23 protein-coding genes are annotated in these 25,951 nt (G+C 68.6%); 15 read left to right on the top strand and 8 right to left on the bottom strand.

Going from position 1 to position 25,951, the window contains the following annotated elements; genetic code table 11:
* Positions 1-82: 82 nt before the first annotated feature.
* The 9 genes from bcp (at position 83) to VFU06_16505 (ending at position 10,656) form a co-directional block, all read left to right on the top strand.
* Positions 83-562 (top strand): thioredoxin-dependent thiol peroxidase, encoded by a 480-nt coding sequence (gene bcp / locus VFU06_16545; GenBank protein HEU5211007.1) that lies wholly within the window; start codon positions 83-85, stop codon positions 560-562.
* Positions 559-1,470, top strand: coding sequence for a homoserine kinase (thrB, locus tag VFU06_16540; protein ID HEU5211006.1), 912 nt, complete (start codon positions 559-561; stop codon positions 1,468-1,470). Before bcp ends, thrB begins: the two co-directional genes overlap by 4 nt.
* Before the next feature lie 26 nt (positions 1,471-1,496).
* Positions 1,497-2,558, top strand: a complete 1,062-nt coding sequence (gene thrC / locus VFU06_16535; GenBank protein HEU5211005.1) for a threonine synthase — start codon at positions 1,497-1,499, stop codon at positions 2,556-2,558.
* Between the two features lie 279 nt (positions 2,559-2,837).
* Complete coding sequence (locus VFU06_16530) at positions 2,838-4,022, top strand: hypothetical protein (protein HEU5211004.1); 1,185 nt, start codon at positions 2,838-2,840, stop codon at positions 4,020-4,022.
* A gap of 261 nt (positions 4,023-4,283) precedes the next feature.
* Positions 4,284-5,705, top strand: coding sequence for a HAMP domain-containing sensor histidine kinase (locus VFU06_16525; protein HEU5211003.1), 1,422 nt, complete (start codon positions 4,284-4,286; stop codon positions 5,703-5,705).
* Positions 5,702-7,045, top strand: a complete 1,344-nt coding sequence (locus VFU06_16520; GenBank protein HEU5211002.1) for a sigma-54 dependent transcriptional regulator — start codon at positions 5,702-5,704, stop codon at positions 7,043-7,045. The genes VFU06_16525 and VFU06_16520 overlap by 4 nt, the downstream gene beginning before the upstream one ends.
* A 4-nt stretch (positions 7,046-7,049) precedes the next feature.
* The gene (locus tag VFU06_16515) at positions 7,050-8,396 is read left to right on the top strand and encodes a cytochrome c3 family protein (GenBank protein ID HEU5211001.1); all 1,347 of its coding nucleotides are present in this window, start codon (positions 7,050-7,052) and stop codon (positions 8,394-8,396) included.
* A complete protein-coding gene (locus tag VFU06_16510; protein ID HEU5211000.1) occupies positions 8,393-9,277 on the top strand; it encodes a cytochrome b/b6 domain-containing protein in 885 nt (294 codons plus the stop codon). Before VFU06_16515 ends, VFU06_16510 begins: the two co-directional genes overlap by 4 nt.
* Positions 9,259-10,656, top strand: coding sequence for a cytochrome c3 family protein (locus VFU06_16505; GenBank protein ID HEU5210999.1), 1,398 nt, complete (start codon positions 9,259-9,261; stop codon positions 10,654-10,656). Before VFU06_16510 ends, VFU06_16505 begins: the two co-directional genes overlap by 19 nt.
* A gap of 56 nt (positions 10,657-10,712) precedes the next feature.
* Here VFU06_16505 and VFU06_16500 read toward each other — a convergent pair whose 3' ends face one another.
* A complete protein-coding gene (locus VFU06_16500) occupies positions 10,713-11,750 on the bottom strand; it encodes a dipeptide epimerase (GenBank protein HEU5210998.1) in 1,038 nt (345 codons plus the stop codon).
* Between the two features lie 117 nt (positions 11,751-11,867).
* Between VFU06_16500 and VFU06_16495 the strand changes: the two genes are divergently transcribed.
* Positions 11,868-12,815, top strand: coding sequence for an EamA family transporter (locus tag VFU06_16495; protein ID HEU5210997.1), 948 nt, complete (start codon positions 11,868-11,870; stop codon positions 12,813-12,815).
* A gap of 64 nt (positions 12,816-12,879) precedes the next feature.
* On the opposite strand, the gene VFU06_16490 is transcribed toward VFU06_16495, so the two are convergent.
* The gene (locus VFU06_16490; protein HEU5210996.1) at positions 12,880-13,689 is read right to left on the bottom strand and encodes a hypothetical protein; all 810 of its coding nucleotides are present in this window, start codon (positions 13,687-13,689) and stop codon (positions 12,880-12,882) included.
* A gap of 213 nt (positions 13,690-13,902) precedes the next feature.
* Between VFU06_16490 and VFU06_16485 the strand changes: the two genes are divergently transcribed.
* The 4 genes from VFU06_16485 (at position 13,903) to VFU06_16470 (ending at position 18,187) form a co-directional block, all read left to right on the top strand.
* Positions 13,903-15,228: a sigma 54-interacting transcriptional regulator gene (locus VFU06_16485; GenBank protein HEU5210995.1), complete on the top strand. Its 1,326-nt coding sequence runs from the start codon at positions 13,903-13,905 to the stop codon at positions 15,226-15,228.
* Positions 15,229-15,356: 128 nt separating this feature from the next.
* Positions 15,357-15,965, top strand: coding sequence for a hypothetical protein (locus VFU06_16480; protein HEU5210994.1), 609 nt, complete (start codon positions 15,357-15,359; stop codon positions 15,963-15,965).
* Between the two features lie 8 nt (positions 15,966-15,973).
* On the top strand, positions 15,974-16,981 hold the full coding sequence (locus tag VFU06_16475) for a tetratricopeptide repeat protein (protein ID HEU5210993.1): 1,008 nt from the start codon (positions 15,974-15,976) through the stop codon (positions 16,979-16,981).
* A 105-nt stretch (positions 16,982-17,086) separates the two neighbouring features.
* Positions 17,087-18,187: a DGQHR domain-containing protein gene (locus tag VFU06_16470; GenBank protein HEU5210992.1), complete on the top strand. Its 1,101-nt coding sequence runs from the start codon at positions 17,087-17,089 to the stop codon at positions 18,185-18,187.
* A 155-nt stretch (positions 18,188-18,342) separates the two neighbouring features.
* Here VFU06_16470 and VFU06_16465 read toward each other — a convergent pair whose 3' ends face one another.
* From VFU06_16465 to VFU06_16440, 6 genes are all read right to left on the bottom strand, one after another.
* Positions 18,343-18,834, bottom strand: a complete 492-nt coding sequence (locus VFU06_16465; GenBank protein ID HEU5210991.1) for a GNAT family N-acetyltransferase — start codon at positions 18,832-18,834, stop codon at positions 18,343-18,345.
* Positions 18,835-19,069: 235 nt separating this feature from the next.
* Complete coding sequence (locus VFU06_16460; GenBank protein ID HEU5210990.1) at positions 19,070-21,394, bottom strand: DPP IV N-terminal domain-containing protein; 2,325 nt, start codon at positions 21,392-21,394, stop codon at positions 19,070-19,072.
* 45 nt (positions 21,395-21,439) lie between these two features.
* Positions 21,440-21,562 carry a hypothetical protein gene (locus tag VFU06_16455; protein HEU5210989.1) on the bottom strand — a complete coding sequence of 41 codons (123 nt, stop codon included), beginning with the start codon at positions 21,560-21,562 and terminating at the stop codon, positions 21,440-21,442.
* Positions 21,559-22,560 carry an FAD binding domain-containing protein gene (locus VFU06_16450; protein ID HEU5210988.1) on the bottom strand — a complete coding sequence of 334 codons (1,002 nt, stop codon included), beginning with the start codon at positions 22,558-22,560 and terminating at the stop codon, positions 21,559-21,561. The genes VFU06_16455 and VFU06_16450 overlap by 4 nt, the downstream gene beginning before the upstream one ends.
* A gap of 270 nt (positions 22,561-22,830) precedes the next feature.
* On the bottom strand, positions 22,831-23,391 hold the full coding sequence (locus tag VFU06_16445; protein ID HEU5210987.1) for a nitroreductase: 561 nt from the start codon (positions 23,389-23,391) through the stop codon (positions 22,831-22,833).
* Positions 23,391-24,749 carry an amidohydrolase gene (locus VFU06_16440; GenBank protein HEU5210986.1) on the bottom strand — a complete coding sequence of 453 codons (1,359 nt, stop codon included), beginning with the start codon at positions 24,747-24,749 and terminating at the stop codon, positions 23,391-23,393. Before VFU06_16440 ends, VFU06_16445 begins: the two co-directional genes overlap by 1 nt.
* A 173-nt stretch (positions 24,750-24,922) precedes the next feature.
* On the opposite strand from VFU06_16440, the gene VFU06_16435 reads away from it, so the two are divergent.
* A partial coding sequence (locus VFU06_16435; GenBank protein ID HEU5210985.1) for a multicopper oxidase domain-containing protein occupies positions 24,923-25,951 on the top strand: 1,029 nt, incomplete at its 3' end.

Below are 25,951 nucleotides of genomic sequence, written 5' to 3'. Positions count from 1 at the left end.
TCCTGCTCGGCCTCTCGCTCTGGCGTGAGGACACTGCAACGGCACCCGCCGCTGCGGCACAGGTGCTGGATTCGGGAGAGTAATGGCGACAGAGGCGAAGACAGGCGAGATGCCGGCACCGGGCACACCCGCGCCGGAATTCAAGCTGCAGACGGACGAGGGGCACGACCTCAGCCTGCGCGACCTGCGCGGTCGCAAGGTCGTTCTCTACTTCTATCCCAAGGACGACACGCCGGGGTGCACCAAACAGGCGTGCGGGCTGCGTGACCGGATCGGCGACATCGAGAAGACGGGCGCCAAGGTGCTCGGTGTGAGTCCCGACTCGGTGAAGAGCCATCAGAAGTTCCGGGACAAGTTCGACCTCCCCTTCACGCTCCTGGCGGACGAGGACCACGCCGTTGCCGACGCGTACGGCGTGTGGAAGGAGAAGTCGATGTACGGCAAGAAGTACTGGGGCAACGAGCGCACGACGTTCATCATCGATGAAGACGGCCGCATTGCGCACGTGCTGCCGAAGGTGAAGCCGGAAGAACACGCGGACCAGATCCTGGAACTCCTCTGACCCCCGACGCGCTGCACGCTGCGGCCGTTCGCGTACCGTGCAGCACCTCCAATCTCGGCGCCGGCTTCGACTGCATCGGCCTCGCCCTCGAGCGCTGGCTGGACGCCCGCTACCTGCCCGACGACGAGCCACTGCGCATCGAACGCGGCGGCACGCTCCGCTCGATCTCCGGCGAGAACGACGACGACATCCTGCTGCGCGCATTTCGCGCTGGCCTCGGTGCGCGCGGCATCGAGTCGGCAACGGGCCTGATCCGGGCAACGTCGGACATTCCAATTGCGCGTGGCCTGGGCTCCTCCGGCGCCGCCACGGTCGCGGGGCTCGTCCTCGCAGCCGCCGCGCTGGGTCGCGCGCTCGACCGGCCCGCGGAGCTGGAGCGCGCATACGAGCTCGAGCATCATCCGGACAACGCGGCGCCATCGCTGTATGGCGGGCTCGTGGCAGTGGCGCGCGGCAATGGTGTCCTGCGCGCGATGCCGCTGCCCCTCGCCGACGAGGTCACGTTTGCCTTCGCGGCCCCCGACGCCGAGGTATCGACACGCGTCGCCCGCGAGGCACTGCCGACGGTGGTGCCGCACGACGTCGCCGCGCGCGGGCTCGGGCGCGTTGCCGCACTGGTCCAGGGGTTCGCGTCAGGTGACCCGGAGCTGCTGCGCATCGGCTTCGAGGACGAGCTGCACGTGCCGCATCGGCTGAAGCTGATCCCGCACGCTGCGCAGGCCATGGACGCGGCCCGGACAGCGGGTGCACTGGCGGTCACCATCTCGGGCAGCGGGTCGGGCCTGATTGCCGTCGCCTCGCGCGAGCGCGCCGCAGCCGTGGCCGAGGCGATGGCGGATACGTTCGGCGGCGGTGTCGCGTTCACGAGCGACGCGGACCGCCGCGGCGTCGTCGCGCTCGAGCAATGACGCGCACTCACGAGTCCTCTGCACACATGAACACGCGGTTCGACGCGCCGGGCATCCTCACGCGCTGGCGCGACCGGCTCCCGCTGACCGACGCGACGCCGCAGTTGTCGCTGGGCGAGGGAGACACACCGCTGGTCCATGCGCCGCGCCTCGCCGAGTGGACGGGTGTCGAAGAGCTCTGGCTGAAGTTCGAGGGGGCCAACCCGACCGGCTCGTTCAAGGACCGCGGGATGGTGCTTGCCGTTGCCCGGGCGATCGAGAGCGGCGCTCACACGGTGCTGTGCGCCTCGACAGGCAACACGTCCGCGAGTGCCGCGGCGTATGCAGCGGCCGCCGGCGTGCGTGCCGTGGTGCTGCTCCCCGCCGACAAGGTGGCTGCCGGCAAGCTGGCGCAGGCGATCGCGTGCGGGGCGCGCATCGGGTCTGTCCGGGGCAGCTTCGATGACGCCCTGGCGCTGGCGCGCGAGGCAGCCGGCCGACCGGGGATCGCGCTCGTGAACTCGGTCAATCCCTTCCGCATCGAGGGGCAGACCACGGGCGCGTACGAGGTGATCGAGTCGCTCGGTGATGCGCCCGACGTCCTGGCGCTGCCGGTCGGAAACGGGGGGAACATCACGTCCTGGTGGCGCGGGTTCCGTCGTGATCACGATGCCGGTCGGACATCCCGGCTTCCCCTCGTGATCGGCGGCCAGGCGGAGGGCGCTGCGCCGTTCGTGCGCGGGGCACCGGTCGAGCACCCGGAAACGGTCGCCACCGCGATCCGCATCGGACGGCCGGCAACGTGGGAGCCCGCGATCGAGGTGGTCCGCGCATCCGGCGGGGCGTTTCGCGCCGTGGCGGACGAGGCGATCCTCGAGGCGTGGCGCACGATTCCGCGGCTGAGCGGCGTGTTCTGCGAGCCCGCATCCGCGGCCGGCGTGGCCGCATTGCGGCTTGCCGTCCGCGAGGGGCTGGTCGCCCGCGCGTCGGCCTGCGTCTGCGTACTCACCGGAAACGGCATGAAGGATCCGGACACCGCGGCCGCAGCGATGACGACGGAGCGGGTCGAAGTTCGTGACACGCGTGACCTCGACACGCTGTTGGGCTGACGACTGACGCCGCGGCGCGTCGGCACCGCTGACCGGCCCCTGCACTTCAAGCTCCCCGGCCCGCCTCACGTGAACACCGCCGGGTGCGCGATTCCGCGCACCCGTGGTGCGTGAGATCGCGCGCTTTTCCGCCTTTCCCGTCTGCGCCCGTCCCGACAGAACTCACCATAGACATTCTCCCACAACGTTTTCTCTGCTCGATGCCGGTCCGGTCCGGAACGTGTCATAGAGGAGGTCGGCCGCCCGAGGACGGGCAGCCGGACCAGGACGGAGGGAACGATGACAACAGGAATCATGGCGGCCGAGGGCCGCACGGGTGCTGGTCTCCGGACCGGCGTGGGACTGGCGGGGCGGGTGGCGCTGACCTTTGCGATTGCCGGCGGCGTGCTGCTGGGCGGTGTCTACATGGCCGTAATGACGCTGCTCGGTCAGATGCGCGGGCATGCAGTGCTGCTGACCGCTGTTCCGCTGTACGTGGTGGGTGTGGTGCTCGGCTTCGTGCACGGCGGCATGCTGGGCGTGCTGGGCCGTGGCGACGTCGCTCGGGAGGAGGCACTGCGGGGCGTGGCACTGGCAGCCCTGTACGCGATTCCGCTCGCAACGATCGCCTTCCTGCCGACCGGCTGGATCGCGATGACGCAGGTTGCCCTGTATCTCGGGAGGGTCGGTGCGCTGGCGGGCAGCGGCGCAGGCTGGGCCATCGGAGCCGTGCTGGTCGCGGTTGCGGCAAGGTACGGGTGGCAGGCGATGCAGAATGCGCTCGTGCGCTGGCCCGAGCGCCGGACGGGTGGTGTGCTGATCGGAGCGGCGTTCGTGGCGCTGGTCACGCTGCTGCTCGTGGACGCGCCTGCCTTCTTCGGCCTGCGGGTCCGGACGACAGCGCTGGGCGCGGTGCTCGGCGGCGGGCTGCTGGCGGTGTGGCTGGTGACGCCGCTCGTGGTCGTCGCACTGCGCACCCTGCGTGGCCTGCCCGCGCCGCGGCCGCTGGTCGGCCCGGAGGAGAACCCGCGCGTCTTCGGTGACCTGGCCGTCGGGCTGGTCGCGGGTGTCGCACTGGGCCTGATCGCAGCACCGTTTGCCGCGGCACCGATCGCAGCGCCGATCGCGGCGGAGTTCGGATTGACGATGGTGCTGGTGGCGGCCGGTCGGGCGCTGGTCGACGAGGTACTCCTCCGGCTGGGCGTGGTGACCCTGGTGGCGTGGATGCTCCTCCGGCGTCGCTTCACGCGGACCGAGGCTGCCGTCCTCGCGGTCGTCGCGGCTGCGGCGGTGCAGGTGGTGCTCTACCTGCCAGCGGTGATCGGGGTCGGGTTCCCGGGTTTCGCGGGCCTGGCGTACCTGATGCTGGCGGTGGTGGTGCCCGCACTGGTCTTCGGCACGCTGTACTGGAAGCGCGGACTGGGCGCGGCGCTGGTGGCCAATGCCGCAGCGGTCGCGGTGCTCGCGGCAGTGGTCGCGATCTGATGCAGGGCGCTGCGTCCGCGGCAGCGGGCGCAGCTCCGAGGACAGAACAGGGTCGAGCCGACTGGTCCGGCTGGCGGGTCGCGTAGGGAATCACCCCACGCGGCCCGCCGTTCTTTGCGGGTGCGCGAAAATGCGCACAGTCCTAACGTGGGTCGGTACACACGACGTAGCGGGCTGCGCACCGTTGCTGCCCCGCCTGCTACAGCCGAAGCCGGCGAGCAGGACCGAACGGCTCTGCCGTGCCCTGGCAATGAGGGAGGGATGAGCTGGACGAGGCGACTCCGTGCGCTGCCGTTGCGCCGCAAGGTGCTGGTCACCGTCACCGGTGTCGGCGCGATTCTGCTGGGCGTGACGACCTACCTTTCGTTCGGCTACTGGAAAACGGAGTCGATCAGTGCAGCGGAAGCGCAGGCGCTGCTCGCGGCGGCATCGGTGCACGTTCCCGTGGAGCAGGCGCTGCGCGCTGGTCGAACGGAGGACGCGCGGCGGGTGCTGCGCCGACTGACGACGTCGTCGGCTGTTGCCGGCGCGCGCGTCTACGCTGCCGGCGGGCAGATCGTGGCGTCCGCGGCCACGTCGGAGGAAGGTCAGCGCCGCCCGGGGCTCTGGCTCCCGGACGCGGCGACGCTGGGCTCGGCCGGCGTCGCCCGCATCGAGGACGATGACGCGCGCGTCCGCGCGTTCATGCCACTGCGCATCCCCGGCGACGCCCTCCTCGAAGTCGAGTTCTCGCTCGAGCCCCTGCAGGGTGCGATGACGCGTGGGTCCCGCCTTGCCGTCGCGCTGCTGTTCGTGTCGCTGCTGCTGGTTGCCATCGTCATCTGGCTGATGCTGGAGCGCGAAGTCGTGCAACCGCTGGAGCGGATGCGAGAGCTGATGCACGCGGAGTCGCCGCGCGGCGACGAGCTGCGGCAGCTGGAGGCGTCGGTCACAACGCTGATGGAGCGGGAGCATGCGGCATCGTCTCTCGCGGAGGAGCAGGGTCGCAGGCTTGCGGCGCAGGAGCAGCTGGCCGAAGTCGGTCAGCTCGCCGCAGAGATGGCGCACGAGTTCAAGCGTCCGCTCGCCACGATGCACACCGCGCTGAACGTGCTCGAGCAGGAGTACGCGTTGGATGGCCGTGCGCGCGACCTCTTCGAAGGTGTAAACGCGCAGATCGGCCACCTGTCCACGTCCGTGCAGGATCTTTTCGCACTCGCACGGCCGCTGGCACCCGGCACGGCTTCCGTCGACATGCGTGCTGCCGCTGATGCCGCGCTGATCGAGGTGAGCGGTCACCCCGCCGTGGCCGGGATAACGCTGCGCCGGAGCTACGCGGACGACGCGCTGGACGTACGTGGCGATGAGCGCCGGCTGCAGCAGGTAGTGCAGAACCTGGTGCTGAACGCCGCCGAGGCCCTGAACGGCGAGGGGGCCGTGATGGTGAGCGTGGCGCGCGAGGGCGCGGACGTCGTGCTGCGCGTAAGTGACAACGGCCCCGGCATCCCGGCGGAGATGATCGACCACGTGCTGCGGCCGTTCTATACGACGAAGCCGCTCGGCACGGGACTCGGCCTGCCGCTCGTTGCGCGCATTGCCGACGCACACGGCGGCACGGTGACGATCGAGAGTCGCACGGGCGAGGGCACCACGGTCTGTGTGCGGCTGCCGGCGCTGCGCGAGGAGACGGGGGGCACCGGATGAACACCGTACGCATCCTGGTGCTCGACGACGATTCCTTTCTCCGCTCGATCATCGTGGAGCGGCTGGAGCGTGCCGGCTACATCGTGGACCAGGCGGATTCACTGAAGCAGGCGCGCGCCCGTATTGCGCAGCACGCGCCGGATCTCGCACTGCTGGATGTGAAGCTGCCCGACGGCGAAGGCACTGAGCTGATCGGCGAGCTGACGACGCTCGAGGTCCCTGTCCTCATGATGACCGCGCATGCCACGGTCGCCGCGGCAGTGGAAGCACTGCACCGCGGGGCGCGCGACTATCTCGAGAAGCCCTTCTCGCTGGATCGCCTCGAGGCGGCGATCGCGCGGTTGCTGGAGATGACTGCGCTGCGCCGGGAGGTTCGCGAGCTGCGCGAGCGCAGTGCGGGCGGCACGATGATCGGCAGCAGTGCACCGATGCGCGAGGTGTTCGCACTGGTCGAGCGCATCGCGCCCGCCGATACGTCGACGGTCCTGATCCTGGGTGAGACCGGAACGGGCAAGGGCGTGCTCGCGCGTGCGATTCACCGGCTCAGCCCGCGAGCGGACGGGCCTTTCGTGACCGTGACGTCCTCGGCACTCGCCGAGACGATCATGGAGTCTGAGCTGTTCGGCCACGAGAAGGGCGCGTTCACGGACGCACGCGCGATGAAGCGCGGGCTGGTCGAGCTGGCGGACAAAGGCACACTCTTTCTCGACGAGATCGGCGAGCTCTCGCCCCGTCTCCAGAGCAAGCTGCTGCAGTTCATCGAGGACCGCACGTTCCGGCGTGTGGGCGGCACGCGCGACCTGCACGTCGATGCGCGACTGGTCGCAGCGACGAACCGTGACCTCGAGCAGGAAGTGCGCGCGGGCAATTTCCGGGCGGACCTGTTCTATCGCCTCTCGGTGCTGCCACTGCGGCTGCCACCGCTGCGCGAGCGGCTCGACGATGTGCCCGATCTCGCGAAGCTGTTCATCGACGAGTTCAACCGTGAGTTCGGCCGGCGTGTGCGCGGGCTCTCCCCCGATGCACTCGGCGTGCTGAGCGGCTATCACTGGCCGGGCAACGTCCGCGAGCTGCGCAACGTACTCGAGCGGGCAGTGCTGCTCGCAGACCAGGAGTGGATCGAGCCGGCCCTGCTCCCGCCCGAGCTCACGGGCGCGACACACCCCAGGGCGGGCATCACGATCGGACCGGATGGTATCGATCTCGAGGGCCTCGAGCGCGCCCTGCTGGAGGAAGCACTGCGCCAGGCGCGCGGCAATCAGACCGAAGCCGGTCGGCTGCTGGGGCTGAGCCGCCACCAGATCCGCAACCGGCTGAAGAAGTACGAAAAGGAGGATTGAGCGGATGCAGAACCCGCCGGGCAGAACCATGCGCCTGCTGGCTGTCGCCGGTCTCCTGCTCCTCATCGCGCTGTCGGCGGTATGGATCGCGACGATCTGGAACGCACCGCCGCGCGATGTTGCGCGCCAGGCCCGCCTCGAGACACGCCGCGAAGCGCGCACGCCTCCCCTCGAGAGCTTCATTGCAGACCGTGGCGGGGTGGCGGAGCTGCCTCCGCCGATCACGGAGACGCCCACGTGCGAGCGCTGCCACGGCGAGCTCGAGCTGCTGCGCCAGCACACGGAAAGCGTCGCGGAGGCGCGCACGCTGCTCGTCCCGTTCAGCGATGTGCAGCCGTCGGCCCACGGTCATCTCACGTGTGCGGAGTGTCACACCGACTTCCGCACGTTCCCGCACCCGCCGTCGGCGGCGACGCAGACGTGCGCGGACTGCCATGCGGAGGAGCACCAGGGGTGGCAGGGTGGCGCACATGCGGGAACCCAGGGGGACGTCGCGGAGTGCTCGTCCTGCCATACCGTGCACCAGGTCGAGAGCGTGCAGACGCTGCTGGCTGCGGCGGGCACGGACGCAATGAACGCGCGCTGCGTCGCATGCCATCGCGATGCGGAGCTGCCCGCGCACAATCCGCACGTGCAGGAGGTCCCCTGTTCCGGCTGCCATGAGCCGCACGACACGGGCTCCCCCGACGACCCGCAGTCGGAGCTCGCACCGCAGCACGTTGCGGCGACCTGCGGTGCGTGTCACGTCGAAGCGCTGGATGCCTGGCGCGAGGACGTGCACGGCAACGCGGAGCTCGCGGCCGCGACGCGTGCACACGACCAGCGCACGGACGCGACGGGCGACGGCGTCGCCGCGACCTGCATCGACTGTCATGGCGGCCATGACATGTACGCTCCGGCCGATACCGGCTTCGTCACCGCGAGCGTGCAGGCGTGCGGCACGTGTCACGACAGGGCGATGGACACGTGGGCGGCGTCGTATCACGGGCAGGCGGCGGAGCTCGGCTCGGCGGTATCGGCGACCTGCTCCGACTGTCACGGGGCACACCGTGTCTATCCGGAGGAGCACCCGCGCTCCCTGGTGCACGAGGCGAACCTGATCGATACCTGCAGCCAGTGTCACCGGTATGCGCGTCAACAGTTCGTCGCGTACGACTCGCACCCGGACCCGTTCAATCCGGATCGCAACCTGTGGATCACGGCGTCCTTCTTCTTCATGAACGGCCTGCTCGCGTTCGTGCTGATCGTGTTCGGCGCCCACACGCTGCTGTGGTGGCGCAAGATCGAGAAGGAGAGGAAGGAAGGTCACGGTCACGGCTCCGACGCACACGGGGAGGGCAGAGGCCGATGAGCACGATCCAGCAGAACGCAGCGCTCGACTCGGCGCAGCGCGGGCACGGCCCCTACTTCTGGCGCTTCAACCTGTTCCACCGCTGGGTGCACGCGCTGGCGATGATCACGTTCTACGTGCTCATCCTGACCGGCATCCCGCTCGCCTTCTCGTGCGCCCCCTTTGCGGGGCCGCTGATGAATTTCTGGGGTGGCGTCGAGAACGCGGGGCGCATCCACCGCACGGCAGCGGTGATCATGGTTGCGTACACGGCGGCGCACATCGTGTATGTCGCGGTGGGCTTCTTTCGCGCACGTAACAAGAAGAAGTGGCTGGTCGGTTCGGACACGCTGTTGCCGGGGGTGCAGGACGGCAGGGATTTCGTACAGATGTGGAAGTGGTTCTTCGGGAGGGCGGAGCGGCCCACGTTCGGGCGGTACGGCTACCTGGAGAAGCTGGACTACTTCGGCGAGATCTGGGGCTTCATCGTGATCGGCGGCTCCGGCTTCCTGCTCTGGTACCCGGAGTTCTTCGGTCGCCTGCTGCCGGGCTGGCTGTTCAACGTCGCCACGGTGTTCCACATGTACGAGGCGATGATCGCGTCCGCGTTCCTTTTCACGATCCACTTCTTCAACGTGCACCTGCGTCCGGACAAGTTCCCGCTCGACGCGGTGATGTTCACGGGACGCGGCACGAAGGAGTACATGCTGGAGGAGCATCCCGCGATGGAGGACGAGCTGAGTGCGGCGGAGCGACTGCCGGTCAGCGACGTCTCGATCCACGACCGGGTTGCGCCGCCGCCGTCGCGCAGGCAGACGCTCATCAGCGTGGTTGGCGGCTTCATCGCATGGGGCGTCGGTCTCTTCACCATCGGGATGATCCTATGGGCCGCACTCTGCTGACCGCGCTCCTGCTCGTGCTGGCTGCCGGCTGCGGCGACAGCAGGCAGGAAGCGCCCGGGCCGCAACAGGAGCAGCCGTCGACCGACGCGCCGCAGACTGCGGCGACCAACGAAGCAGACGATCCGCACGCCGACATCTCCTGTGCCGGCTGTCATCGCGGTGCCGCGCTGGCCGGGCGGCTGGGAGCCGTGCCGCGCGAGGCGTGCGCGACGTCCGGCTGCCACACGGACGACGGCCCTGCGCAGGTCTCGGTCGCGAACGCGACGTTCCATCATCGCGATCACGGCCGCACGACGGACATCCAGCCGACGTGTGCCGGCTGTCACACGCACCAGAGTGGTGAGGAACCGCTCGTCGCCAGCGTGGATGCGTGTGCACTGTGTCATCTCTCGGATGTTTCCGGCACCGACGAGCTGGCGTGCCGCACGTGCCACAGCTCACCGGACCACACCGCGCTGACCAGCCAGGCCGTGCCCGTTGCGCACTCGATGCTGCCGGCGCTGGAGACCGGGTGCGTGCGCTGTCACTACGACGTCGCCGAGGCATCGACGACCGTCGCGCCGGAGCGCTGCGCCGCCTGCCATGCAGACGCACAGCAGGTGCTTGCGCAGGGCACCGGCGCGGACCTGCATCCGGAGCACGGCGGCGTGAGCTGCACGTCGTGCCACGACGAGGGGGTTCACCACGTGCGCGGGATGAGCTCCGCCGTTCAGCTCGTGTGCGCGGACTGTCATACGGCGGCACACGACGTTCCGTCGGCCGGCTTTCCCTCCAGCGTGACCTGCACGTCGTGTCATACGAACGTGCACTTCGCGCAGCAGCAGCTGCTGCTGGGCATGCTGCCGGACGGGATGGGCGCGCCGAGTGTGAAGTTCATTGCGGGCGTGACGTGCCGCTCCTGCCACATCCCCGAGGCCGCGCCCGAAAATGGGGAGCCGATCCGGGGCCCCGCGCAGGCGTGTGCAAGCTGTCACCCGAACGAGTACGAACGCGTGCTCGACTGGTGGCTGACGGGCGCGCGGCAGCGGACCACGAGTGCACGCAGCTATCTCGATGATGCGCGGCGCGTGCTTGCAGAAGCGGATGACACGGTGCAGACGTTGCTGGGTGGCGCCGACCGGATGCTCTCGCTGGTGGAGACCGCGGGTGCGCAGCACAACCTGGAGCTGAGCGACCGCATCGTGCACGACGTCGTGCAGACGTCGGCCACCGCGTATCGGCTGGCGCGGCAGCGCCCGCCGCCGCGGCCCGAGCTCGGCACGTCCGCGCACGTGGGGACGTGCACGTACTGCCACTACCGCACGGACGGGCCGCTCGATTACCGCTCGATGCCGGAGGATTTCCACCGGCGCGTGCTGGGGGTGGAGCCGCAGCGGTAGGCCTCAGTCATTGCTGCGTGCGGCTTCGTGCCCGCCAGCAGAGCTGGACGTCGTTTTCAGCTCCGCCGAGTCACTCCCAGGCCGGGTGCGTCGTTCAGGCGCATCCGGCCGTCCGTCCCCATGCCCGGCCCATCGAAGGGATCCTCGGCCAGGAGTGCGGCGCCATCGAGGTCGACGTAATCGACCAGGGGCGCGACCTGCGCGGCGGCCGCGATGCCGAGTGTGCTCGTGACCATGCAGCCGAGCATGACCTGCATGCCATGCGCGCGCGCGACGTGCACCATGCGCACTGCTTCGCGCAGCGAACCGCACTTCTCGAGCTTGATGTTGACGCCGTCCACGGCGCCGACCAGCCGCGGGATGTCGGCGACGGTGCGGCACGACTCGTCGGCAACCACCGGGATCGGGGACTCGGCGCGGAGCACGCGGAACGACTCGATGTCGTCCGCCCTGAACGGCTGCTCGATCAGCTCGACACCGAGCTCGTGCAGCAGGGGCAGCCGGGCGACGGCCGCCTTGAGCGTCCAGCCCGTGTTCGCGTCGATCCGGATCACCGCGTCCGGTGCCTCCTCCCGAACGACGCGCAGCAGTTCCTCGTCGCCGGGCGAGCCGACCTTGAGCTTGAGGATCGGGTAGCCGGCGGCGTCCCGGACCCACTGGCGCAGCTCATCCGGAGTGGTCAGCCCGAGCGTGAACGACGAGGCGGGCGTGGTATCGGGGGAGAGTCCCCACAGTTTCCAGACCGGCACACCGAGCCGCCTGCCGACGAGGTCGTGCAGTGCCGCAGACACCGCGACGCGCGCCGCGGGGTTACGGCCCACGGCCAGCTCCACGGCCTGCTCGATCCGCTCCAGCGCGAAGGGATCGCCGGCCGACGCCTCCTCCACGGCGGCTACATAGCGGGTCAGTACCGCTTCGACGGTCTCAGCCGTCTCACCATAGTAGACATTCGGCGCTGCTTCTCCCCAGCCCTCGGTTCCATCCGCATCGGTGATGCGGACCCAGACGGCGCGGCGGACCGGCGGCGCCTTCAGACGAGCGATGGAGAAGGCGTGCGCAGTGCGCAGATCGAAGGTTTCCCAGCTCAGCTTCACACGCCCTCCCGGAGCCGAATCAAAAAGCGGGAATCGGAATGCCGAACGACTGACTCGAGGGTATTATCCGGTCTGTCGGAACGAAAGCAAGGCGCACGGCGCCTCTCGAGGTGATACATGACACCAGCCGCACCGAGCCGCGGGAAAGTTGCCGCGGCTTTTGCAATCGTATACGTCATCTGGGGATCCACCTACCTCGCGATCCTCTACGCAATCGAGACACTCCCGCCGCTGCTCATGGCGGCCGCACGCTTCCTCCTGGCGGGCGGGATCCTGTTCGCGTGGGCCCGCTCGCGAGGCGTGCCAATGCCGACGCGCAGGCAGTGGCTGGCATGCGCGATCGCCGGGCTGCTGATGCTGATGCTGGGCAACGGCGCCGTGGTATGGGCGGAAACGCGGATTCCCTCCGGCGTCGCCGCACTGATCGTAGCCATCGTGCCCTGCTGGATGGTGCTGCTGGAATGGCTGCGCGGTGGTGAGCGGCCAACCGGCCGCGTCGTGGCCGGTCTCGGGCTGGGCCTGCTCGGCCTGGTCCTGCTCATCGGACCCGAGGGGATCATGGGTGGTGATCGCATCGACCGCCTGGGCGCGGGGATCCTCGTGCTGGGCGGCTTCGCCTGGGCGGCAGGCTCGATCTTCGCCCGTGGCCACGATTTCCCTGCCCCCCGCATGTCCACGGCGGCGCAGATGCTGGCCGGCGGCACCGGCCTGGTCGTGCTCGGCACCGTCTTCGGCGAGTGGGGGCAGTTGGACCTGGCCGGTGCGAGCATGCGCTCCGTCCTCGGGCTGCTCTACCTCGTCGTTTTCGGCAGCATCATCGCGTACTCGGCGTACGTCTGGCTGCTGCGCGTCAGCACGCCGGCCAAGGTCTCGACGTACGCGTACGTGAATCCGGTGGTCGCGGTCTTCCTCGGGTGGCTCTTTGCGGGCGAGGCACTGACGCTGCGGATGGGGGTTGCCGCAGCCGTCATCGTGGCGGGCGTTGCACTGATCACGCTCAAGGGACCGGCGCGGCGGGCGGCGGCGGCGCCGAAGCCGGAGGCGCGGCGGAGGCGGGCGGCATGAGAACGCAAGCCAGCCGCAGCGTGCTGTGCTCCACGCTGCGGCCGGCGCTGGCCTGGGACGCGGACTAGTCGTCGTCGAATTCGATCTCCTCGAAGCCGTCCTCGAACTCCACTTCCAGCTCGATCAGTCTGCCGTCATACGCCGCCAGGTTGATCACCTGTCCATCGCGCACGAACCAGAGCTCGGGTCGGAGATTCACCACGATCATCGAGCCGTCGGATGCGGGCAGCTCGATGGGCGGATTCAGCTCCATCTCGATCTCCACCTCTGCATCGAAGTAGACGGTGAACGGCTGGGGGGAGCCGCCAGTCGGGGTGAACGTGCCCCTCGCCACCATGGATGCGCCGAGCGGCAGATCCGGATACACTGCGCGCAGCTGCTCGAGGATCTGCGTCAGTGCTGCCTGTACTTCGACGGGCCGGTCATCTTCGTCGTCACCATCGACATCATCCGCATCGTCGTCGTACTCGAAGTCCATCGACTCGAACTCCAGCTCCCTGTAGACCCCGGCCGGGATGTTGTCCGAAGCGACCTGCACCGTGCCGCCGTCCAGCGGCACGTTTACAAGGAACGGAAGCGACTCGAAGTCGACGCATGCTGCGCCGCCGGGCAGGCAGTCGTCCTCTTCCTGCTCCAGCTCGAACTCCCCGACCACCAGGCGCAGGTCGTCGATCACGAGCGTGCCGTTCGTTCCCTCGACCGTCAGGCCGGCCGCGGTGGGACTCCCGCCCGCGAACAGCGCGGTCGCTCCGGACGTCGAGAAGCCGATGCGGACCAGCGTGCTGTCCGAGGGGGCGGTCGTGTTCTCGCTGCACGCAACTGCGAAAACGGGCAGCAGCAGGGCCGCGATGCGCGGCATTCGGGGACTTCCCATCGTGTACCTCCGTGAAGCATCGAGTGAGTTGGTCGACCGGCTGCAGGTGCAATCGCCGTTCACTCCTGTGTGCTCGCCGGCGCCGGCAGTGAACCCCATGCGGCACAACGCGGAACGCGCGGCCCGGCACGAGCGGCCCCGGTGCCGATGGCGTCCCGTTTCGCTACATTCCGGCTGATCCCGCGACACGGCGGCCCTCGTGCAGGAGTGCGGATGCGACCGATCATCGCGGTCGTACAGCTGGGTGAGTCCTTCGCAGACGTCTGGCAGAAGCTGATCGAAGGTGAGGACGCGGAGTGCGTCATTGCGGCCGGGGCGGAGGACCTGCCGCCCCAGGTCGTTGCGTGCATCGTTTCTGCTGCGGGGATGGAGACCGAATGCGTGGAGGCGGTACAGGCACTGCGGGCGGCCGGCGCCCGGCCGGTCGCCGTGGCCGGCGCGGACACCGGGCATCGTGCGGCGGCCGTGGCACTGCGAGCAGGTGCGTCCGAATACTTCGCGCTGCCGGGTGACCAGGCGGCACTGCGCGGCTGGTTGGGTGAGCGCTGCGCAGGCGCACGCGCACGCGAGCGTGCTGGTGAGCTGGCGCGTGCGGAGCGCAGCAGGTACGACTTCACCAACATCGCCGGAGAGAGCGAGGAGCTCCTTGCGGCGCTGGAGCGCGCGTCTCGCGTGATCCCGCACCGGAATGCTACGGTCCTGCTCACGGGTGAGACCGGCACGGGCAAGGACCTGCTGGCTCGCGCCATCCACTACAACGGACCCCGCGCATCCCAGCCCTTCGTCGAGATCAACTGCACTGCGATTCCCGGCACGCTGCTGGAGGCGGAGCTGTTCGGTTTCGAGCGCGGGGCCTTCACCGACGCCAAGGCCGCGAAGCCGGGTCTGTTCGAAGCGGCGCACGGCGGGACGCTGTTCCTCGACGAGATCGGCGACATCTCACTGGAGGCGCAGGCCAAGCTGCTGCGCGTGCTGCAGGACAGGCAGGTGCGCAGACTGGGCAGCGTCCGGTCCTTCGACATCGATGTCCGGGTCGTTGCCGCGACCAACGTGGATCTGTCCGCAGCCGTTTCCGCAGGCAGGTTCCGGAGCGACCTCTACTACCGGCTGAGCGTGGTGCCCATCCAGCTCCCGCCGCTGCGCGACCGCGGCAACGATGTCCTGCTGCTCGCCGAGCGTTTCCTCGCCGAGTTCGCCCACGACCACGACATGCCGGTCCCTGAGCTGAACGCCGGCGCGCGGCGCGCCCTGGTCGGCCACGACTGGCCCGGCAATATCCGCGAGCTGCGCAACGCAATCGAGCGGGCGGTGCTGCTCGGCGGGCCGGTCCTCGGACGGAGCGACGTGCTGCCCGACGCGCCTCGTGCCGCGGCGGGCGTTCTGCCGTTTCCCGCGCGCATGGACGAAATCGAAGTTGCCGCGGCAAAGGCGATGGTCATGCGCTTCGACGGCAACAAGTCGCTCGCGGCTGATGCGCTCGGCATCAGTCGTTCGCGGCTGTACCGGCTGCTGAGTGAGGCGGCACCCCCGGAAGCGTAGCGAAACGGGTCACCTGTTTCACAGCAGGTCAGCCTGACAGTGACCCGGCTGTGTCGCTGCGCGGGCTTTTGCGGGCGCAGCGCGTGCACACCCGTGGGTGCACGAACACCCACTCAATCGAGGTCTGGATGATGTCATTCCGCTTTCTGATGCCGGTACTGCTCGCCACCAGCGTGCTCGCCTGTTCGGACACGAGCGGTCCGCCAGGGGCCACCGACGACGAGCTGCAGTTCGTCCTGTTCGACGAGGAGATGTTCCCGCTCGCCGAGCGGGCGGGCAGCGTCTGGGCCGTGAAGGGTGAGCATCGCGAGCTGGTGCTGCGCTACATGCCGGATGAGCCCGGCGAGGAGGGCGAGGAATTCCTGGAGTTCGACATTCCTGGTGACGCCCTGCTGCGTGCGCCGGACGGGCGCCGTTACGCCGAGGGCGACTCCGTGCTGATCAGCGTACAGGTCGACGATGCGGGTCGCTTCCTCTTCACCTTCGAGCCGTCCGGGCTCGAGTTCGACCCGGACCATCTGCCGGAGCTCGAGGTGACGTACGTCCGGGCGAACCCGGATCTCGACGGCGATGGTGACGAGGACGAGGAGGATGAGGAGACGGAACAGCAGCTTCAGCTGTGGCAACGGGAACGCGTGAACGACCCCTGGCGGGCGATTGGCTCGGTCCGGTTCGAGGACCTGGACGAGGTGGAAGCGAAGATCCGCAGCTTCACGGGATTCGCGCTCGCGAGCTGAGCACGACCATGGCAAGCGGCTGGAACGCGAACGACGACGCACTGCTGGCGCGGGCGCGAGCGCTCAACCAGGCCCGGGATTATCCCGCGCTGGCGGAGCTGCTCGAATCCGCGGAAGTGGACGTGCACTCCGCGGACCCGGAGCTGCCGCTGCTGCTGGCTGACGTGTGGCGCCGGCTCGGTCGCGCCGATGCGTCGTTCGCGCTCGCCGGATCGCTCAGGGGGCGCCTGCGCCACGATGGTCACGACCGCCTGCTGCGTCACCAGCAGAACCTGGTGGGCATGCTGCTCTTCGAGCGCGGCGAGATCGATGGTGCCGAGCGCACGTGGCTCGCGCTGCTCGACGATGCCCACCGTGCCGATGACTCCGAATGGGTCGCGCGTGCGACCCAGAACCTCGGCGTCGTGTACACGCTGACCGATCGCGCACAGGAAGCGATGACGTGCCACACGCGCGCGATCGCCGCATACCAGCGGCTTGGCCACCGCCGCGGCCTCGCACAGGCCCACCAGAACCTCGCGATCGCTTACCGCGACGCGGGCTTCGTCGCACAATCCGAGCAGCACTTCCGGGAAGCGGCGATCCACGCTCGTACGGACGGCAGCCAGGACGAGCTGGCGCGCGTCGAGCAGGAGCGGGCGCTCCTCATCCTGCTGTCCGGCGACGTCGCCCACGCCCGCTCTACGGCCCGCAACGCCCTGGGCACCTTCAACCGGCTCGGCGACCCGAACGGCGCCGCCGAGGCCTGGCGGGTGCTGGGGCTGGCAGACCTCGCCGAGGCAGACTATGACGGCGCCCGTGCCGCCCTGACACAGGCACTGGAGCCGGGCGGCAACCTGCTGCTGCGCGCGGAGGTGCACGCCGCCCTCGCCGAGCTCGAGCGGCAGCTCGGCCGGCACAGCGAGGCCGAGGCGAGCGCCGCCGAAGCCGCCCATGCGTTCGCAGAGCTGGGCGCGAGCGGCTGGGGGGAACGCGAGCACCGCCGGATCCGGCAGATCATCGAGACCGCTGGCTGACGCTGCCGGCACCGAGCCCCGACTCATGCCTTGACCCGCCCACCCGACCGGCCCAAGATGGCCGGGCCGCAGGTTTTCCGTGTCCCCGCAATCCGGAAGCGTAACGTGCTAGCGACCCAGATCCGACAGAAGGAAGGCGTTTTCTACTTCGTCGCCTTTCCCGCCGAGGAGATCCTCGAACGCGTCCGCTTCATCAGCCGCTTCTACGGCGACGGCGAGCAGATCGCGCCGGACGAGGTACCGCAGGGCGACGACGTCGCACGCTTCGTGGCGAAAATCGAGCGCAGCGACAAGGCGTTCCAGCGCCAGGTCTCCAAGGCCAAGGTGAAGTCGATCCAGAACTTCTACGAGACCGCGGGCTCGCAGCCGCCGATCCCGGGCACCGTGCTGCTGTTCACGCCCGAGCAGCTCCGCTTCTCGCCGATGGGCAACCTGGACAGCGTGGGCGACCTGCAGATGCCGCGCGACAAGTTCCTGATCATCGACGGCCAGCACCGCCTGGCCGCGCTCGAGTTCTACCTGCGCGATCATCCCGACGACGCCCGCACGATCAGCGTGCCGACCGTGATCTTCGACGGCCGCGCGGATGATTTCGCGACCGAGATGTTCGTGATCATCAATTCGACGCCCACGCGCATCAACCGCAGCCACCTGGTCGACCTGTACGAGCGGGTGTCCTGGGCGACGCGCGACCGCAAGCTCGCGGCGCGCATCGCCGACATGCTCTACAGCGAGGGTGACAGCCCACTGCGCTACCGCATCAACCGCCTGGGCGGCCGCAGCAAGCAGGAGAAGTGGATCCTGCAGTCGGAGCTGTTCAACGAGCTGCACCGCTGGATCAAGGCGGACTTTCCCGACCCCGATGATGCACCCACCCCGTCAGCGGGCGCCACGAAGTACTACGCGTACGTGCGCGACTTCCTCAAGGCCGCGCAGCGCGTGTGGGGCGAGGCCTGGGGCGATCCGCGGTACATGGTCACGCGGCCGGTCACCCTCAAGGCCATGCTGCGCGTCGCCGCCGACCTCGCGGACGAGGACATCCCGGCGCAGGATCGCGTCCGCGAATTCGAGCGCAGGCTCGAGCCATGGGCGGAGCGGGTGCGTGATTTCCGGCAGGAGGGCTTCTACGAGCGATTCGCGGCGCGGGGACAGGTGGAGCGGGTCAGCCGCATTCATCGCGAGCTGAAACGGATGGTGAGGAACTGAGGTCCTCGCCCGGGCGGTGTCTTTGTCGGCACCGCCCGTTCGTTTTGTCTACCACGGAGCGCACTGAGGCCACAGAGGAGTTTCACCGCGGAGGCGCGGAAGGCGCGGAGGATTTTCTTGTTTGCCTGCTCGTGACGCCGGCACGGCGCCTCATGTCACGGCTTCCCGGGCGCCGCGAGGCTCGTCAATGAATTGCCGGTCAAACGGTAGACCTTCCACTCGTCCATCGCGCGGGCGCCGAGTCTTTCGTAGAAGTCGATCGCGGGCTGGTTCCAGTCGAGCACTGCCCATTCCATGCGGCCGCAGTTGCGTTCCACGGCAATGCGCGCGAGCTCACGCAGCAGCGCGAGGCCGATTCCCTTGCCTCGGTGCTCGGGCAGCACGAACAGGTCTTCCAGGTACAGTCCCTTCCTGGCGAGGAAGGTCGAGTAGTTGTGAAAGAAGAGGGCGAAGCCGGCGGGTTCGTTGTCAGCGTATGCGAGGACGACCTCGGCTTCCGGGCGCTCACTGAAGACGGAGCGGGCCAGGTCCGCTTCGGTGGCGATGCATTCGTGGGCGAGCCGCTCGTATTCGGCGAGGCCGCGGATGAATTGCAGGATGGTTGCTTCGTCACCTGGCTGGGCTTTCCTCAGATCGATCGCTGGCATTTTTTTCTACCACGGAGGACACAGAGAACACGGAGTTTTTCGGTCGCGGTGATGCCGTATGCCCCACGCCCGGGATGCATTTTTTTGTTGTAAGTGTGCTTCGCGGCGTCGTAGCGTGACCGGAGGGTCGCCGGCTACGATGCCGCGAAGTACTACTACTAAACGGATGTTTCGATGCCGACGCCGTTACGGCACTTCTGCTCTGTGTCCTCAGTGTCCTCCGTGGTAGAAAAAATCAGCGTGATCCGCCAATCAGGTACTCGGCCGGCGGCTCAGCATCCAGCAGGTGCCGGACGAAGTAATCCCAGCGGCGTCGCATCATGTAGTTGTTGTCCGCGCCGTAGCCGTGCCGGGCGTTCGGGAAGATCAGCAGGTCGAAGTCCTTGTTCGCCTTGATCAGCGCGTCCACGACCAGGTACGTGTTGTAGGGCGGGACGTTGTCGTCCATGCCCCCGTGCGCGAGGAGGAGCTTGCCGCGGAGGTTGGCGGCGTGGGTCTGGTTGGCTTCCTCGGCATAGTTGTCGCTCGAGCCCTGCGGGACGAGCAGGCCGTGGTAGCGCTCGCCCCAGTCGTCCTCGTAGTTGCGGTTGTCGTGGTTGCCGGACTGCGCGACGCCGACGTCGAAGAAATCGGGGTAGCGCAGCATGGCGGCCGCGGTCGCGAAGCCGCCGCCGGAGTGGCCCCACATGCCGACGCGCTCGATGTCGATGAAGGGGTAGCGCTCGGCGAGCTGGCGCATGCCGGTGATCTGGTCCGGCAGCGTGTTGTCGCCCATGTCGCCGTAGTAGGTGTCGTGGAACGCCTTGGAGCGGCCGGGCGTGCCCATGCCGTCGATCTCGACCACGACGAAGCCGAGCTCGGCGAGGGCCTGGTTGTCGCCGCGGGCGGGCGAGAAGCTGCGCGTGCCGACGCTGCCGGCCTGCGGGCCCGGGTAGATCCGGTTGACGATCGGGTACTTCGCCGCCGAGTCGAGCGTGGTCGGCGTGTACATCAGGCCGTAGATGTCGGTCGTGCCGTCACGCCCCTTCATGCGGATCGGTGTCGGCGGCTTCCAGCCGGTCGCGAGCAGGCGCGAGATATCCGCGCGCTCGAGCTCCTGCACGACGCGGCCATTGCCGTCGCGCAGCACGGTGACGGGCGGCGTGTCGGGCGTCGAGTACGTATCGACGATCCAGCGACCGTCGGCGGAGAGTGCGACGTCGTGGTTTGCGTTCTCGGGCGTAAGCAGCTGCTCGTTGCGGCCGTCGAAGCCGATGCGGTACAGGTGGCGGAAGTATGGATCCCGCTGCGGGTCCCTGCCCTGAGCCATGAACCAGATGGTGCGCGCGTCCTCGTCGACGTGCAGGATGTCCGTGACGTTGCCGTCGCCGGTCGTGATCCGGTTCTTCAGCTCACCGGTGCGCAGATCATACAGGTACAGGTGCAGCCAGTTGTCGCGCTGTGACCACCAGATCACCTCGTTGGATTCCGGCAGGACCGTCCACAGGTCCTCGCTCAGCGACGCATCGCCGATCTGCGTGCTGCTCTGCTCGTGCAGCACCGTGCGCACATCACCGGTGCGCGCATCCGCAATGCGCAGCCATGCCTGCTTGTGGTCGCGTGAGCTGGAGATGAACGCGATATGCGAGCCGTCGTCGTACCACTGCAGGTCGCAGACGGTGCCGCCGCTGCATGCGACGTGGTCGGTCACGGTCGAGCGGTGCACATCGGGCTCCATCTGCAGCCGCACGACCTGTGGTGAGCCTTCGCCAATCCCGTTGATGACGACGCGGTGGATGCGAAAGACGACGCTGTCGCCCGGGATCGGGTATGCCCATTCCATCTTTTCCGGTCGACCGACCGTGGTCGAACCGAGCACCATGTCACCGACACCGCGGCTGTCATGCTGGAACGTCGCGATGCTGCGCGAGTCGGGCGACCACGTCAGGACGGGGTCGTCGCCGTGCGTCCAGCCGGCGTTGTTCGTCGCGTAGCCGAAGTCCTCGACACCGTCGGTCGTGAGCTGGATCTCGCGGCCCGTTGCGAGCTCCTGTGCCCACAGGTTGTAATCGCGGATGAACGCGGCCCAGCGGCCGTCGGGCGAGACGCTCGAGCTGGGCGGCGCCGCACGGCCGTTGCTGCTCTGCTCCTCCGCGACGCACGTGTAGCGCTGCAGGTCGCAGGCGAACGTGGAGCCCTGGATCCGGAACGTGATCGAGCGACCGTCCCTGGACAGTTCCATCCACTGGAACGGCACCCGGTCCAGCCCGACGCGTCCGCCTGTCACCGCTGCCAGGGCTGCGGCGAGTCGCGGCTGGTCGAACGCCTGGGTGCGCGTGCCCTGCTCCGCGTCGACGTGCATGAATGCGACGCCGTCCTGCGTCGTGGTGCGGTACCAGAAGCGGCCGGCCTCGAGCCAGGCGGGCGAGCCTGCCAGGCCGGTTACGAGCGGGACCGTGTTCGGCGCGAGGAAGCGCTCGGCGCGCGCGTAGTCGTCGGCCGTGAGCTGGCGCTGCTGCGCAGCGGCCGGTGCCGCGACGGTGATCGCCAGCAGCAGGAGCAGAAGTGCAGGATGTCGCATGGTTTCGATGCTTCCGGGGTTAGAGCGATGCTTCGGGCATGTGGCTCAGCCGAGCAGATGCTCGCGAATCGTGCCGCCCTCCGCGTGCGGCATCGTACTGAACGACACGATCAGCCCGTCCGTTGTTCCCGTGTTCCGGATCGCGTGGGGTGCCTGCCGGGCTCTCACGCCGCTGCCTCCCGTGAGGCGCCACCCAGTTCCGCGAGGGCACGCTTCACATGGACCGGCACCATCGCGCGCCGCCATTCCGGATCCACGATGATGTTCTCCAGCGGATGGCACTGCGCGAACGCGCGCTCTGCAACCGCGTCGACGACCTCGGCAGTCAACCGCTGGCCCGCAGCAATCTTTTCCAGCCCGCTGAGCTGACGCGGCCGCGAGCCGAGCGCACTCACGACGATCCGCAGGTCCCGGACGACGTCGCCTTCGAAGTCGCCGGCCACCGCAATCGAGAGCAGCGGAAAATCGATCGACGCACGCTGCCGCAGCTTCACGTACGTCGCACGCGTGCCGGGCTTCGCGAGCGGCACGCGCACACGTGTGACCAGCTCGTTCCAGCCGCGCAGCGTGTTCTCGATGCCATCGGCGACGAAGAATTCCGCGACGGGCAGTGAACGCTCGCCATCCGCGCTCGCCAGGTCGACGACGCCGCCGATGGTCATGAGTGCCGGGGGCGTGTCCGCGGAGTGGGCCGCGACACACTTCTTTCCGACCCGTGTCACGTGGCAGACCTCGCCGTCCTTCTTCAGGCAGAAGCCCAGCGCCTCGCGCCAGAAGTACGTCTGGTTGTAGTACGTGCAGCGGGTGTCGAGGCAGAGGTTGCCGCCGATCGTGCCCATGTTGCGGAGCTGCGGTCCCGCGACCAGGCCGGCCGCGCGCGCGAGCGACGGCGCGTGCTGGCGCACGAGTGGATGCAGGGAAATCGACGTCAGCGTTTCGGCCGCGCCAATGACCAGCTCGTCGTTCTCGACGCGGATGCCGTGCAGCTCCGGAATCTGACGCAGCGCGACCAGCCGCTTCGGCGTGAAGAGCTGATGCTTCATGTTCGGCATCAGGTCCGTGCCGCCGGCAATCGGCATTGCTGCGCCGGGATTCGCCGCGATGATGCGCAGGGCCTCCTCGAGCGACTTCGGTCGGTCGTACGCGTAGGAGTGCAGTCGCAGCATGGTCATCCGGCCGGGACAGTGGTGACGATCGGGGCACCGTAGGACCTGCAACCTATCCACGAGGGCGGCGGGGGTAAAGACGACCGGCCCCGCGTTCAGGTCCGAAGCAATGTCGGTGCGGGTCAGGCGACGGCGCGTCTGTGGTGGACCGACCTCGTGCCGACGCCGGCGTACGATCCGGCCCAGGCCAGGTGAGGTCGCACGGAATGAACGACGGCCCCGCGGCAGCATCCGCGGGGCCGTCATTTTCTCATGAAGGGACAGCGACGGTCAGTTCAGCCATGTCGTCAGCTCCCCCGCATCCGTCCGCGGCTTGGCATCCGGCACCAGCGCCGGCTCCCCCACGTGGACGAGCGCGACGATGCGCTCACCTTCCCGCACGCCCGCTGCGCCGCGGGCATCCGGGTCATCCATCACGGCGCCCGTCTTGATGTGCGTTCCCAGGCCCATGGCTTCCGCCGCAAGCGACAGGTTCTGCAGCCCCATGAAGATCGCGGCGTAGTCCTCCTCACGCACTTCCGGGTTGTCGTCCTGCACCATGGTAACGGCAATCATGGCGGGCACGGCTTCCTGCTCGCGTGCGACCTTCTCGCGGACCGCCTGTGCTGCTGCCGGATCCTCCACCTTGCGTGCCTTGCGCGCGCCCAGCGCCATGCCGTACTGCCGCCGCGCCTCGGGCCCCATCACGTAGAAGCGCCAGGGCTGTGTCATGCGATGGTTCGGCGCGCGCGTGAACGCCTCGAGAAGACGGAGCACGTCCTCCCGGCTGACGGGCCGATCCGTGAAGCGCTTGATCGAGCGCCTGCTCTCTATTGCATCGAAGACGTCCATCACTCTTCCTGCGAAGTGGTGTTGCCGTGCGCACTCATGTAATCGACGGCGAGGTTGGCGAGCGCGCGCACGCCGACGGGGAGTGCAGCTTCGTCGGCGAAGAACAGCGGTGAATGGTTCGACGCCGCCGTTGCGGGGTCCTGCCCTTCCGGCGTGATGCCCAGCCATACGAAGAGCCCGGGCGTCTCCTGCGCGTAATACGAGAAGTCTTCCGCGCCGAGCACCGCCGGTCGCTCGATGGCCTTGCCTCCGGTCACGCGCTGCAGGGTGGGCAGTGCCCAGGCAGTGAGCTCCGGGTCGTTGAACGTGACCGGGTAGCCGAGGTTGATATCGACGTCGACCGTTGCACCCTGGGAGGCCGCGATGTGCTCCGCCGTGCGACGGACGCGCTCGTGCACATCCGTGCGCATCTCCGGATCGAGGGTCCGGATCGTGCCGACCATCACGACCGTATCGGGGATGATGTTGCTGCGCAGCCCGCCCGTGAACTGGCCGACGGTGACCACGGCGGGCGCCTTGGTCAGGTCCGACTGCCGGCTGACGACCGTCTGCAGCCCGAGCACGATCTGCGACGCGGTGACGATCGGGTCGACGCCTCCCCAGGGATACGCCCCGTGCGTCTGCTTGCCGCGCACGACCATGCGCCACGTGTCCGACGCGGCCATGATGCCGCCGGCGCGGTACGCGATCGTGCCGACCGGCAGCGGTGTGACGTGCAGGCCGAACACGGCGGCGGGCTTTTCCTGCGCGAACAGCCCCTCCTCCAGCATCAGCGCCGCGCCCCCCTCCTCGCCGGCGGGCGCACCTTCCTCGGCCGGCTGGAAGATGAACATCACGTCGCCCGGAAGGTCCGCCTTCATGCCGGCCAGCACCTCGGCCACGCCCATGAGGATCGCAACGTGGTTGTCATGCCCGCACGCATGCATGACACCGACCTCCTGCCCGTTGTACTCCGTGCGCACCTTCGACGCGAACGGCAGGTCGACCATCTCCGTGACAGGCAGCGCGTCCATGTCGGCGCGCAGCGCGACGAGCGGGCCGGGCCTGCCGCCGCGCAGCATGCCTACGACGCCGGTGTGCGCAATCTCCGTCTGCACCTCGAGCCCGAGCGAGCGCAGGTGATCGGCGACGAGCTTCGCCGTGCGGAACTCGCGGTTGCCGAGCTCCGGGTTCTGATGGATGTCGCGGCGCCATGCAACGACGCGGTCGTTCACCCGTGCAGCCGCCGCATCGACGTGCGCATGCAGCGGCGACGAATTCTGCGCATGCGCAGCCGCTGGTGCAGCAGCAGTCACGAGTGCACCGGCGAGTACGCTCAGGACGAAGCGACGGCGGCTGGCGGCAATGCACCTGCTCATGGGACGCTCGCGGTCAGAGGTGGCTGGGATCTCGCGATGGACGTTCGTGCCCTTGCGCGGACGTCGCATGCAGACCGTACACTGGTAGCACACCGTGACACGCACGGCAACCGACGCTGGAATACCTCTTGCCCCTTGCCGGGGCGCCAGTTCCCACTGAAACGGAGCACGGAATGCGACAGTCAAGCGTCCCCCTTCTGTCCGACCTCCTGGAGCGCGTAGAACGAAGATTCAGTCGCCGCACATTCCTGGCGGGGCTGCCGGTAGCAGCGGCGGCGGCCGCGGCGTGCAACCCGCGCGCGGGCCGGCAGCAGGCGCCCGGTGCGGACCAGCAGCCCGACGCGGGCAGCTTCAACAGCAGCAGCCGCCTCGACACCGCCATTGTCGGGGATCACGACCCGCTCACGAGCGCCAACGTGGATCCAGCCACGATTCCGTACCGGCGCTACGACCCCGAGCTGCCGCCGCCGTCGGATCAGCGGACGCACCAGGTGCACTGGCGGGCGCAGGAGGTGCCCGTCCGCGTGTCGAACAACATGGTGGTCGCTGCGTGGACGTTCGAGGGCGACGTCCCGGGGCCGATCCTGCGCGTGCGCCAGGGCGACACCGTCGAGTTCACGCTGACCAACGAGGGCGAGGTCGCGCACTCGATGGACTTCCACGCGGCGCAGGTCGATCCCAAGGTTGCATTCCGCTCGGTCGCAAAGGGGCAGTCGGTGTCCTTCACCTTCCAGCCGAAGTATGCGGGGGCGTTCATGTATCACTGCGGCACCGCGCCCGTGCTCATGCACATCGGGACCGGGATGTACGGTGCGCTCATCGTCGACCCGCCGGAACCGCTGCCCGAGGCGCGCGAGTTCGTGCTGGTGCAGAGCGAGTACTACCTCGGAGAGAACACCGGCGGCATCGTGCCGCTGGACTACCGCAAGATGATGGCGACGCTGCCGGACATGGTGGTCTTCAACGGCCGGCCCGACCAGTACGTTCGTGAGCCGCTCACCGTGAATGTCGGGGATCGCGTGCGCTTCTACGTCGTCTCGGCCGGTCCGACCCACCCGTGTGCATTCCACGTCGTGGGTGAGCAGTTCGACACCGTGTGGCTGGGTGCGCCGCCGAACAACCCGCTCACCGGCGTACAGACCTTCAATGTGCCGGCGGGCGGCGGGATGGTCTTCGAGATGATCGCGGACGTGCCGGGCGAG

The organism is Longimicrobiales bacterium, from assembly GCA_035764935.1.
In the GTDB taxonomy this organism is placed as follows: domain Bacteria; phylum Gemmatimonadota; class Gemmatimonadetes; order Longimicrobiales; family RSA9; genus DASTYK01.
This window is presented reverse-complemented; position numbering and strand designations above follow the sequence as displayed.